Origin of the sequence: Streptomyces sp. NPDC088707 (assembly GCF_044752725.1) — a bacterium.
In the GTDB taxonomy this organism is placed as follows: Bacteria; Actinomycetota; Actinomycetes; order Streptomycetales; family Streptomycetaceae; genus Streptomyces.
The window spans coordinates 1-11,948 of sequence record NZ_JBIVLV010000002.1 but is presented as its reverse complement, the minus strand read 5'-3'; the positions used below and the strand labels follow the sequence as shown (position 1 = coordinate 11,948).

Genomic DNA, 11,948 nt, shown 5'->3' with positions numbered 1-11,948 from the left:
TCGGTGAGAGCGCATGCCGTCGGACACCGCTCTGCTTTCCAGAGTGACCTCGTCCGCGCGGTACAGGGGCCTGAGAGATTCCGGGGAGGATTTGCTCCTTCGGCGCCCACCGGAAGGTTTCTCCGGGGGACTCTCCCGCACGGGGTCGACAGCCACAGCCAGCCTACCAGCGCGGTTGCGGCTTCCATCGCTCAAGTGGCCGACATCCCAGTTGTGCACTTTCGTAGGGGTGTAGAGCAGTTGCGACCAGTTGGAGGGACCGTGCAGACCGATATCGATCCGCGCAGCCTGATCGGCCGCAAGGCGTACGACCGGAACGGACACAAGATCGGAACCGTGGACGAGGTGTACCTGGACGACGCGACCGGCATCCCGGAGTGGGCAGCGGTCCGCACGGGTCTGTTCAGCCGGGACGCCTTCGTCCCCCTGGAGCCGAGCGAACTCATCGACAACGGACTCCACATCCCGTACGAGCGCGCCCTGATCAAGGACGCCCCCGACTTCGGCGTGGGCCGCCACCTCTCCCCGGAACAGGAGCTCCAGCTCTACCGCCACTACAGCCTGGCGCTCCCTCCGCCCCCCACGGACACCCCGGACACAGACTTCGGCCACCTGGCAGGCCAGTAGCCCACCGGGCAGGGGGCCGCCGGCCGCGGCGTGTCAGGAGGGCGGCCCGCCGAGGCGAGAGCCCTTCGGCCGACCCGACGGGTCCACCACCGGACAGGGGTCGGGGAAGTCCATCGGTCCGGCCGCAGGCGGGCGGCCCCGGCCGCCCGCCTGCGGCCGGCCGGGGCCGCCCGTCGCATCGTGGCCGCCCTCGACTCAGCCGCAGCCGACGACGGCGCTCCCACCCCACGGGAAACCGGCACCTCCGCCCGCCCAGCAGCACGCGCGGTCGGTGGGAGCACCCGCACCTCCGCCACCGCTCGCACGGGTGGTACGGGCGGGAACCCACGCCCGGCCGCAGGCCGCACACGCCCCAAGCCCGCCCCCAAGCCCGCCCCAGCCCACCCGCGGTCACCGCCACCGGCCACCGGCACCACGGGACCCGCCCCTCACCCCCGCCCCACCAGCGGCAACGCCTCCCCCGGCTCCAGCTCCGGGTCGTCCACCGCAAAGGTCCGCACCCGCCCCGGCTCCGACCCCGGCTCCTCGAACCGCACCGTCACGCGCCCGACCCCACTCCCCTGCACCCACCCCGCGCCGTACACGGCATGCCGCACGTCATGCCCGGGCGCCCAGCGCCGCTCCACGGGCTCAGCCTCAGGCTCAACAGGGGCCACAGCCGACACAGCCGACACTCCGGTCACGGCCGCAGCCACATCACCCCCCGCCCCGTCGACCGAAGGGGAACCCGAAGCCGAAGCCGACGCGGCAACCGACGCCGCAGCCCCCTCCGCCGCCGCCTCCGCCGCCTCCGCCGCCTCCGCCTGAGCGAACAGATCCTCCTGCGTATAGTCCGCGAGCCCGCTCACGCCGACCCCCAGCAACCGCACGCCCCCGGTCGTGTCCACCGCCTCGAGCAGCCGCCCCGCCGCCTCCCGTACCACCCCGGGATCGTCCGTCGGTCCCCGGAGCGTCTCGGAGCGCGTGAGCGTCGAGAAGTCGAAGCGCCGCACCTTCAGGACGATCGTCCGCCCGGAGTGCCCGGAGGCCCGCAGCCTCGCCACACACCGCTCCGCGAGTCGCTCGACCTCGGACCTGATCCGGACCCGGTCGTGCAGGTCGACGTCGAACGTGTCCTCGACCGAGACCGATTTGGCGTCCCGCTCGGCCACCACGGGCCGATCGTCGTACCCCTGGGCCATCAGGTACAGCGAGGCCCCGTGCGCCCGTCCCAGGAGCCGTACGAGCTCGTCCTCGCCCGCTTCCGCGAGGTCGGACACGGTGGTCATCCCGGCCCGCCGGAGGTGCTCCCCGGTCGCCGGCCCGACGCCGGGCAGGATCCGGACCGAACGCGGCGCGAGAAGCTCCCGCTCCGTCCCCGGTTCGATCAGCACGAGGCCGTCGGGCTTCGCCTCCTCGGAGGCGATCTTCGCGATCATCTTGGATCCGGCGAGCCCCACGGACCCCGTGAGCCCCGTCGTCGCCAGGATGTCGACCCGCAGCCGCTCACCGGCCGCACGCGCGCTCGCGCTGTCGTCGGCCACGCCCCCCGCCTCGAGATCCACGAAGGCCTCGTCGAGGCTGAGCGGCTCCACGAGCGGGGAGAGCCGTCCGAGCAGCTCCATGACCTGCTCGCTGATCGAGCGGTAGAACGAGAAGCGGGGCACGAGATAGGCCGCGTTCGGCGCGAGCCGCCGCGCCTGGCCCATGGGCATGGCCGAGTGGACTCCGAAGCGGCGCGCCTCGTACGAGGCGGTGGCGACCACACCCCGTGGCCCGAGGCCTCCGACGACCACGGGCTTTCCGCGCAGGCTGGGCTTCGACGCCTGCTCGGCGGCGGCGAAGAAGGCATCCATGTCGAGATGGAGGATGGTGGGCGCGGCTCTCACACGTCCGATGCTGCCTCACACCACTGACAACGGGCCGCACGACGCAAGCCTGCCGGCGACGACGCGACACCAAAGCGCCACCAAGGCGGCAACCCCTCAGCCGGAGCCGGAGCCGCCCTCAGACCACCCGGCCCCACCCCTCAGGCCACCCGGTCCCGCCCTCAGACCGCCCGGTCCCGCCGCCTCCGCGCCAGCTCGTCCCCAGGGTTGTGCCCCACGAGCGTCTCGCCCGTGTCGACCCGCTCCCCGTGCAGCTGCGAGAGCGCCGCCTCGACGTCCCGCCACACCACGCCGACCGCGATGCCGAAGACGCCCTGCCCGCCCTGGAGCAGATCGACGACCTCGTCCGGCGAGGAGCACTCGTACACCGTGGCCCCGTCGCTCATGAGCGTCATCCGCTCCAGGTCGCGGAAGCCCCGCGCGCGCAGGTGCTGCACCGCGGCCCGGATGTTCTGGAGGGCGACCCCGGTGTCGAGGAAGCGCTTGACGATCTTCAGCACGACGACGTCGCGGAAGCTGTAGAGCCGCTGGGTCCCCGACCCGTACGCGGGCCGCACGCTCGGCTCCACGAGCCCCGTACGCGCCCAGTAGTCCAGTTGGCGATAGGTGATCCCGGCCGCCGCGCAGGCCGTGGGACCGCGATAGCCCACCGTCTCGCCCGCCACGCCGGAACCGGCACCGGAAGCGCCCCCGGGTCCCGCGGCTGCGCCACCCCCCGCACCGGCGTCCGTGCCCGATCCCGTACCGAAGTCGCCCACACTGCCGTGAAGCGGATACGGACCGCTCTCTCCGGACACGCGTCCGAGCGAGCTCCCTGCCGTACCGTCCGCGCTGCTCATCACGCCGACCCTCCGTCCTTGACCTGCCCACACGAAGGTAGGCAGTCACTCGGGGTGCGTCAACGATCGCCACACTCGGCACGCCGAGTGATAATCACCCTGAGAGTGGTTTCGCGTCTCTCTCGCCGGGGAAAGGCTACTCGAATGCTCTGACAGCACCCCGCGAACGGCCTTCGGCCGCGCCGCTTCGGCTCACTGACTGTTGGTCCCGAAATCCTCCGGTGAGATCTGGTCGAGGAACTCGCGGAACTTCTCCACCTCGTCCTCCTGCTCGTCCGGAATCGCGATGCCGGCGTCGTCCAGCACACCGTCACTGCCGTAGATCGGCGTTCCGGTCCGGAGGGCCAGGGCTATCGCGTCCGAAGGCCGCGCGCTCACCTCGACGCCGCTGGCGAAGACCAGCTCGGCGTAGAAGACCCCGTCACGCAGATCCGTGATGCGGACTTCGGTGAGCTCCTGTCCCACGGCCTCCAGCACGTCCTTGAACAGGTCGTGCGTCAGCGGCCGCGGAGGGGCCATCCCCTGCTGGGCGAAGGCGATCGCGGTCGCCTCACCCGGTCCGATCCAGATGGGGAGGTACCGATCGCCTCCCACTTCACGCAGGAGCACGATCGGCTGGTTGGAGGGCATTTCCACCCGGACACCCACAACGTCGAGCTCGTTCACACAGCAACCCTAGGACGTGCGCGGCCGGTTTGGATAGTCGGGCCCTCCCAAGCCCGCCCCCGAGACGCCTCGAACCCGGCGCGAACCGGGCACGAATCCGATAGGAACGCGGGTACGAACCCGGCAGGAACCGGGCGCGAGCCGGTCCCGAACGCCCCTCACGAGCTCATTGCAGCCGAATCCCGAGCGCGGTCTGAACGAGTGCGGCGTGCAACCGCACCGACTGCGCGGCGAGCTCCTGCGCGGTGGCCTCCGCATGGGCTCTGGTCTGCGGGTTGCGATGCCGGCGCAGCGGCGCGACGACCTGCTCGATCAGTCCGGCCTCGCGGTCCGCGGCGGCCTTGACGGCCCTCAGGTGCCGGGGTTCGAGTCCGAAGCGCCCCAGATCCGCGACGAGCCGCGCGACGGTCACGGTCTCGGGGTCGTACCCGCCGCCGTCCGTCTCGGAGATCAGACCGTACGACTCCCACTCGAGGAGCTCCGCCTCGGTGACCTCGGCCGCGGCCAGCAGCTCGGCCCGCCCGATCCGCGCGGCGGTGGGAGGCTCGGCGTCCTGCTCCCAGGCCCCTTCGAGCAGGTCCCGTCGACGCCCGGGGGCCGGGAGCTTGATCTGCTCTCCCCTGGCGAGGGCGTCCAGGTGCTCACGGATGACCTTCAGCGGAAGGTAGTGGTCCCGCTGCATCCGCAGGATCTGAGCGAGCCGCTCGACATCCTGCGGGCTGAACTTCCGGTACCCGGAGGCCGTACGCCGGGGCTCCACGAGCCCCTCGGCCTCCAGGAACCGGATCTTGGAGATGGTCACTTCGGGAAATTCGTCACGCAACTGGTTCAGCACCGTGCCGATGCTGACCAGCCGGTCGCCCGCGGTGGCGGTGCCGGAACCGGCACCGCCCGTCGGTGTTCGCAGCATGGACCTTCCCTGAAGGCTTCTCCGAGGCGCTACATGCCCCGCTGGCTCGAGTAGAAGACCAGGCGGTACTTACCGATCTGCACCTCGTCGCCGTTGGACAGAACGACCGAGTCGATCGGCTCGCGGTTGACGTACGTGCCGTTGAGGCTGCCGACGTCGGCGACGGTGAAGCTGCCGTCCTGGGCCCGCCGGAACTCGACATGGCGCCGGGAGACCGTGAAGTCGTCCAGGAAGATGTCGCTCTGCGGGTGACGGCCGGCCGTGGTCAGCTCGCCGTCGAGCAGGAAGCGGCTGCCGGAGTTCGGTCCACGACGCACCACGAGAAGCGCGGAACCGGACGGCAGTGCCTCGACGGCCGCCAGCGCCTCGGGAGAGAGCGAGGGCAGCTGGGTCTGGCCGGTGACCTCCGCGTCGTAGGCCTCAAGGCCCGAGATGGAGATCGTGGACGTCGTCTCGGAAGCCCGCTCGGGTGCGACTCCGCCCCGCAGCGGCGTACCGCAGTGGGAGCAGAAGCGGCTGTCGGCCGCGTTGCGGTGACCGCACCTCGTACACACCGGCATGGACGCATCCTCCTGCCGCGGCTGCCCCGCCGAGGTCTGTGTCGCGTACGGATCGGGGGTGAACCCTCCACCCGTACCTGAGGCTGATGGTTCTCCGAAACCTATGCGGGCGGCCCCGGCGGGGTCAACAGACGACGCGCCGTACGCGCCTGGAACGTCACCGCCCTGACCGCCGACCTCATCGCGGAAGAGCGGGCGTTCGCCGCCCTGCTCCTCGCTCTGGGCGTGGCGCGACGCGCGGTGCTTGGCGTTACCGCCGTCCTCGCGTCCGCTCTTGCCGAACAACTTCGCAAAAAAACTCACGGGCGATTCCCCTTGACCGAAACAGACCCGCCCGTGGGGCAGGACGAACCGAGATCCATCACACCTGCCGACCCGGACACCTTCACAACGTCCGTATCCTCCGGACAGTTTCCACCACGCACCACCGATGTGGTGCGCCGACCCCCCGCAACGTCTTGCCCTTGTCGCGGGACCCCTTGTCTCCCTCTCACTGCGAGGACGACTGAGCGTAGTCAGGCCGCTTCGCGGGTCGCAAGGCATCGACGATGATCTTCGCCGACCGCTCCACCGTGGCTGTGGCCTGCTCCTTCTCCAGGGTCTGCACGACACCGCCGGGGATGTTGAGCGCGGGCTCGAGATCCTCCGGCTTGCCGATGACCTTGAAGACGTACGGAGCGGTCACCTTCGTTCCATCGATCCGCATGTCATCACCGCCACCGGTGAAATAACTGTCCGCGACCACCCGGACACCGTTGACCTGGATCGCCTCGGCGCCGGCGGCGCGCAGCTCCTGGATGGCGTCGAGCAGCATGTCCGACTCGACGGCCCCGGTCGGGTCGCCGACGGTCAGCGTGATGCCGGGACCCTCGGCCGCGACGGTGCCGGCCAGGATCCCGAGCTGCTGCTCCTTCTCCTGGGTCTGCTTGCGGGCCTCCTCGGCCTGGTCCGAGCTGGACTCCAGCTCGGTGCGCTGCTTCTCCAGGCGGGCCTTCTCGTCCTCCAGGCGCTGCGTACGGTCGTCGAGCTCGTCGAGGATCCGGACCAGGTCCTCCTGACGCGCCCCGCGCAGGGCGCTGTTGTCGCTGGTCGAGGAGACCTGGATGGCCAGGCCGAGACCGAGGACGAACAGCAGCAGCGCGACGACGAGCTGGGCCCGGGTCACCCGGGGCGGCCACACGGCCGAGGCGAGCCGCCGCCGCCCGCTCGGCTCGGCCGCGGGGGCCGCCGGCGGCACGGGTACGCGGACGTCGTGGTCCGCGGTCGTGTCGTGGACGGAGTCCGAGGGCGCCTCGTGCTCTCCCGCCGCTCCGCCACGCGCGGGCTCGCCCACGCTCTCGGGCCTGGCGGGGCTCTGCGGCTTCCGGAGGCTCCCGGGCTCCCGCTCGCCGCCGGAGTTCACGGAACTCCCCGTGCTCTCGGCGTTCTCGGCACCCTCCGAGTTCTGGGGGTTCCCGGCGTTCTCAGGGTTCTGCGGGTTCTCGCTCATCGGCCTCACGCCCGGAAGACATGGCGCCGGATGGCGGCCGCGTTGGAGAAGATCCGGATGCCCAGCACGACGACCACACCGGTCGACAGCTGCGCGCCCACACCCAGCTTGTCGCCGAGGAAGACGATCAGGGCGGCCACGACCACGTTGGAGAGGAACGAGACCACGAAGACCTTGTCGACGAAGATCCCGTCGAGCATGGCCCTGAGGCCGCCGAAGACCGCGTCGAGGGCGGCGACCACGGCGATCGGAAGATAGGGCTCGACCACCGCCGGAACCTCGGGGCGGACCAACAGTCCGACCACGACTCCGACGATCAGGCCCAGTACGGCGATCACGATGTGCCCTTCCCTGTGTCGGCCGTGGCCCGACCGGACGGCGTCGCCGCCCCGGCCCCCCTCGGCTCTGCGGTACGTACGGTCAGGCTGGGCGCGGCGGGCAGGCTTACGTCGCCCTCCGCCGTGATCCCGCTCCTGATCCCGAAGTTCTCCACCAGCGCGTGCAGGTACTGCCCGTCGGCGCTGTCCTGGAACGCGGTGCTCAGCCGCTGTCCGTCCCCGATCGCGAGGACGGTGTACGGCGGCACCAGCGGCTTGTTGTCGACCAGTATGGCGTCGCCCGCGGCCCGGATCGCGGACAGCGAGGTGAGCCGCTGACCGTTGATGGCGACGGCCTCGGCGCCGGACTCCCAGAGCCCGTTGACGACGCGCTGCATGTCCCGGTCGCGCACCCGGCCCGTGTCGGAGAAGCCGCTGCTCTCGCGCGGCCCGCCTCCACCGGTGTCGGTGTTCTTGGCGTCGTTGACGACGAGCTTCACGCCGGGGCCGTGCACGGGCGTCGCGCCGGAGAGCAGCCCCACGAGCTCGGCCTGGTCGCCGCCGTGCTGCTGGAGTGCCTGCCGCTGGCGTTCGCCGACCTCGGAGCGGATCCGCTCGACGTCCTGCTCCAGCTCTTCGGCCGAGGACGTCTCCGCCTCGATCCGGTCGATCAGCTCCTGCCGTTCCTTGGCGACGACGGGCGCGGAGATCCGTGCCTCGGCCGCGCCCACGGTCACCACGGCGGCGGCGAGCACCAGGCCCGCGGCGACACCCAGCTTGGCCCGCAGGCTACGGGGCAGCCCACCGCCCTCGGCGGCGCGTCGGGCGGTCGCCTCCGCGTAACCGTCGTCGAGCGCGTGGTCTATCACGTTGTTCAGCAGCGACATGGACGCGTCCGGGCGCGGCGGCGGTGATCCGGTGCTCCGAACGGGGGGCTGCTGCGACATGCCGCACATCGTCGCACGTCGCACGGCCTACCGCCGAATGGCCCCTCCAGCCGGCGGGGAGGCACCCGGAAGGGTGCGCCCCGCCGACCGGCCCGATCCGCTCAGCTACCTGCGCTGTCGACCACTGCGGCCCATTCGTCGAGCAGGGCCTGGGCGGAGGCGTCGTCGGGTCCTTCGGCCCACAGATGGGTGACGGCCTCGGCGGGGTCGGGCAGCACCATCACCCACCGCCCGTCGGCCTCGACCACCCGCACTCCGTCGGTGGTGTCCACGGAGCGGCTGCCCGCCGCCTCCACAACCCGGCGCATCACGAGCCCCTTCACGGCCCACGGTGTCGCGATGTCCCTCTTGAGGACGTGCGCCCGCGGAATCCGCGCGTCGATCTGGCTCAGCGTGAGCTGGGTCCGCGCGACGAGACCGATGAGCCGCACGAAGGCGGCGGCCCCGTCGAAGACGCTGCTGAACTCGGGCACGATGAACCCGCCGCGCCCGTCGCCGCCGAAGATCGTCGACTCCTCGCGCCCGACCCTTGTGAGGTCGTCCGGCGAGGTCGTCGTCCACTCCACCTGCGTGCCGTGGTACGCGGCGACCTGCTCGGCGATCCGTGTGGTCGTCACCGGCAGCGCGACCCGTCCCGAGCGCCGCTCGGCCGCCACCAGGTCCAGCATGACCAGGAGCGCCCGGTCGTCCTCGATGATCCGCCCCCGCTCGTCCACGAGCGAGAGCCGCTCACCGACGGGGTCGAACCGCACCCCGAACGCGGCCCGCGCGGATGCCACGATCTCCCCGAGGCGTACGAGCCCGGCCCGCCGGCTCTCGACCGACTCGGTGGGTCGGGACTCGTCGAGCCCGGGGTTGATCGTCAGCGAGTCGACCTGGAGCCGTCCGAGGAGGCTGGGCAGTACGAGCCCGGCGCTGCCGTTGGACGCGTCCACGACGACCTTCAGCCCGGCCTCCGCGATCCCGGAGGTGTCGACGTTCCGCAGCAGGGACCCGGTGTACGAGTCGAAGACGCTCGCCGGGAAGGAGAGGTCACCGATCTCTCCGGGGAACGCACGGCGGTACTCCTGCCGCGCGAACACCCGGTCGAGTTTGCGCTGACCGCCCTGTGACAGGTCGGCACCACGTTCGTCGAAGAACATGATGTCCACGGAGTCGGGCACTCCGGGCGAGGTCCGCACCATGATGCCGCCGGCGCTTCCCCGCGCGGTCTGCTGCCGTGCCACCGGAAGCGGTACGTTCTCCAGGTCCCGTACGTCGATGGCGCTGGCCTGCAGCGCTGAGATCACCGCCCGTTTCAGCGCCCGCGCGCCCCGGGAGTGGTCACGGGCCGTGGTGACGGTCGCGCCCTTCTTCAGGGTCGTGGCGTACGCCCCCGCCAGACGGACGGCCAGTTCCGGGGTGATCTCCACGTTGAGGATGCCGGAGACCCCTCGGGCCCCGAAGAGGTGGGCCTGCCCACGGGACTCCCAGATGACCGAGGTGTTGACGAACGCGCCGGCCTCGATCGTCTTGAACGGGTAGACCCGGACGTTGCCCTGCACGATCGATTCCTCACCGATCAGGCACTCGTCCCCGATGACGGCTCCGTCCTCGATCCGGGCGGCCCGCATGATGTCGGTGTTCTTCCCGATCACACAGCCGCGCAGATTGCTCTGCTGCCCGATGTAGACGTTGTCGTGGACGACGGCCTTGTGGAGGAAGGCACCGCTCTTCACGACGACGTTCGAGCCGACGACGGTGTGCTCGCGGATCTCGGCGCCGGCCTCGACCTTGGCGTAGTCACCGACGAAGAGCGGTCCCCGCAGCACGGCGTCGGGGTGGACCTCGGCGCCTTCGGCGACCCACACGCCCGGCGAGATCTCGAAGCCGTCGATGTCGACCTGGACCTTGCCCTCGAGGACGTCCGCCTGGGCCTTCACATAACTCTCGTGGGTGCCCACGTCCTCCCAGTAGCCCTCGGCGACGTAGCCGTAGATCGGCTTGCCTTCCTTCATCAACTGAGGAAAGACATCACCCGACCAGTCCACGGAGGCGTCTGCCTGGACGTAGTCGAAGACTTCGGGCTCCATCACGTAGATGCCCGTGTTCACGGTGTCGGAGAAGACCTGGCCCCAGGTGGGTTTCTCCAGGAAGCGCTCGACCTTGCCCTCTTCGTCGACGATCGTGATGCCGAATTCCAGTGGATTCGGCACGCGGGTGAGACAGACCGTGACGAGGCCGCCCTTCTCCTTGTGAAAGGCGATGAGATCGGAAAGATCGAAATCGGTGAGGGCGTCCCCCGAGATGACGAGGAAGGTGTCGTCCTTCAACGCCTCCTCGGCGTTCTTCACACTGCCCGCTGTACCGAGTGGCTTCTCCTCGTTGGCATACGTGAGCTCCATTCCGAGTTCCTCGCCGTCACCGAAGTAGTTCCTGACGAGAGAGGCAAGGAACTGCACGGTCACGACGGTCTCGTTGAGACCGTGCCTCTTGAGCAGTCGTAGGACATGCTCCATGATCGGCCGGTTCACCACCGGCAGTAGAGGCTTGGGCATGCTCGAGGTCATAGGGCGAAGGCGTGTTCCTTCGCCACCGGCCATCACAACGGCCTTCATGTCGGAAGCGTCCTCCTTGAAGAGACGACGGTCCTGCCGACTTCACCTGTCCGCTCAGGGGCCCTGGGGCGTCCTCGTTGTTGCCGGCGACGCTGCTCGGCACAGGACGGACGGGCTCAATCGGCCGCGGTATCCGTCTTCACGAGTCGACGGACCTGGACCACGTAGAGGATCCCTGCCCACCAATACAGAGTTGTACCCCATCCGGCGAAGGCCCACCCGAAAACTTCAGCGAGTGACGAAAGCCAGCCCGTTCCGTCACTGAGAAGCAGCAACGGGAACGCGTACATCAAGTTGAAAGTCGCAGCTTTGCCGAGGAAGTTCACCTGCGGCGGCGGGTAACCGTGCCTGCGGAGGATTGCCACCATCACCAGGAGCATGGCCTCGCGCGCCAGGAGGGCGGCGGTCAGCCACCACGGCAGGATCTCGCGCCAGGTGAGACCCACGAGCGTGGACAGGATGTACAGCCGGTCGGCCGCGGGATCGAGCAACCGACCGAGGTTGCTGATCTGGTTCCAGCGCCGGGCCAGTTTGCCGTCGAGATAGTCGCTGACACCACTGACCATCAGGACGAGAAGCGCCCAGCCGTCACTGTTGGGGCCACCGAACTCCGGACGGAGAATCAACCACAGAAACAGCGGCACGCCGGCAAGACGCGCCATGCTGAGAATGTTGGGGATGGTGAGGACCCGGTCGGTCTGAACACGGGTCTCCTGGACCTCCACCCGGGGGCCTCCTGCTGGGAACGTACGGACGATGCCCCCTGACCTTACCCGCAGCCACAACGCCCCGACGCACAGGGGGCGCCGGGCCGGGCCCAGAACGCAAAAATGCCTCAACCCCCGGACATGGTCCGGGGGTTGAGGCTAAAGATTGTTCGGCGGCGTCCTACTCTCCCACAGGGTCCCCCCTGCAGTACCATCGGCGCTGAAAGGCTTAGCTTCCGGGTTCGGAATGTAACCGGGCGTTTCCCTAACGCTATGACCACCGAAACTCTATGAAGTTAACCAACCGGATGACAACACGGTCGTTACTTCAGAACTAACACAGTGGACGCGAGCAACTGAGGACAAGCCCTCGGCCTATTAGTACCGGTCAGCTCCACCCATTACTGGGCTTCCACATCCG

The 11,948-nt window shown here is 69.7% G+C and carries 11 protein-coding genes, 1 rRNA gene and 1 riboswitch; of the genes, 1 reads left to right on the top strand and 11 read right to left on the bottom strand.

Annotated elements, in window-relative coordinates; translation table 11 throughout:
- Positions 1–48: 48 nt before the first annotated feature.
- A riboswitch (glycine riboswitch) is annotated at positions 49–148 on the bottom strand.
- Positions 149–261: 113 nt separating this feature from the next.
- The gene (locus ACIP84_RS07450; RefSeq protein ID WP_073901970.1) at positions 262–627 is read left to right on the top strand and encodes a PRC-barrel domain-containing protein; all 366 of its coding nucleotides are present in this window, start codon (positions 262–264) and stop codon (positions 625–627) included.
- A 428-nt stretch (positions 628–1,055) separates the two neighbouring features.
- Here ACIP84_RS07450 and ACIP84_RS07445 read toward each other — a convergent pair whose 3' ends face one another.
- From ACIP84_RS07445 to rrf, 11 genes are all read right to left on the bottom strand, one after another.
- Complete coding sequence (locus ACIP84_RS07445; RefSeq protein WP_401795755.1) at positions 1,056–2,495, bottom strand: DNA polymerase IV; 1,440 nt, start codon at positions 2,493–2,495, stop codon at positions 1,056–1,058.
- Between the two features lie 161 nt (positions 2,496–2,656).
- The gene (locus ACIP84_RS07440; RefSeq protein ID WP_355970186.1) at positions 2,657–3,334 is read right to left on the bottom strand and encodes a MerR family transcriptional regulator; all 678 of its coding nucleotides are present in this window, start codon (positions 3,332–3,334) and stop codon (positions 2,657–2,659) included.
- 192 nt (positions 3,335–3,526) lie between these two features.
- The gene (locus ACIP84_RS07435; RefSeq protein ID WP_015032172.1) at positions 3,527–4,000 is read right to left on the bottom strand and encodes a bifunctional nuclease family protein; all 474 of its coding nucleotides are present in this window, start codon (positions 3,998–4,000) and stop codon (positions 3,527–3,529) included.
- Between the two features lie 166 nt (positions 4,001–4,166).
- Positions 4,167–4,910: a MerR family transcriptional regulator gene (locus tag ACIP84_RS07430; protein WP_355970183.1), complete on the bottom strand. Its 744-nt coding sequence runs from the start codon at positions 4,908–4,910 to the stop codon at positions 4,167–4,169.
- A 29-nt stretch (positions 4,911–4,939) separates the two neighbouring features.
- On the bottom strand, positions 4,940–5,902 hold the full coding sequence (locus ACIP84_RS07425; protein WP_355970192.1) for an FHA domain-containing protein: 963 nt from the start codon (positions 5,900–5,902) through the stop codon (positions 4,940–4,942).
- 58 nt (positions 5,903–5,960) lie between these two features.
- A complete protein-coding gene (locus ACIP84_RS07420; RefSeq protein ID WP_401795750.1) occupies positions 5,961–6,959 on the bottom strand; it encodes a DUF881 domain-containing protein in 999 nt (332 codons plus the stop codon).
- Between the two features lie 5 nt (positions 6,960–6,964).
- A complete protein-coding gene (locus ACIP84_RS07415; RefSeq protein ID WP_015032176.1) occupies positions 6,965–7,297 on the bottom strand; it encodes a small basic family protein in 333 nt (110 codons plus the stop codon).
- Positions 7,294–8,223, bottom strand: coding sequence for a DUF881 domain-containing protein (locus ACIP84_RS07410; RefSeq protein ID WP_401795747.1), 930 nt, complete (start codon positions 8,221–8,223; stop codon positions 7,294–7,296). Before ACIP84_RS07410 ends, ACIP84_RS07415 begins: the two co-directional genes overlap by 4 nt.
- Before the next feature lie 101 nt (positions 8,224–8,324).
- Positions 8,325–10,820, bottom strand: coding sequence for a mannose-1-phosphate guanyltransferase (locus tag ACIP84_RS07405; RefSeq protein WP_355970176.1), 2,496 nt, complete (start codon positions 10,818–10,820; stop codon positions 8,325–8,327).
- A gap of 116 nt (positions 10,821–10,936) precedes the next feature.
- Entirely contained in the window at positions 10,937–11,545 is a 609-nt protein-coding gene (locus ACIP84_RS07400) for a CDP-alcohol phosphatidyltransferase family protein (protein WP_355970173.1), read from the bottom strand.
- 150 nt (positions 11,546–11,695) lie between these two features.
- Positions 11,696–11,812 (bottom strand): 5S ribosomal RNA (gene rrf / locus ACIP84_RS07395).
- Positions 11,813–11,948 lie beyond the last annotated feature (136 nt).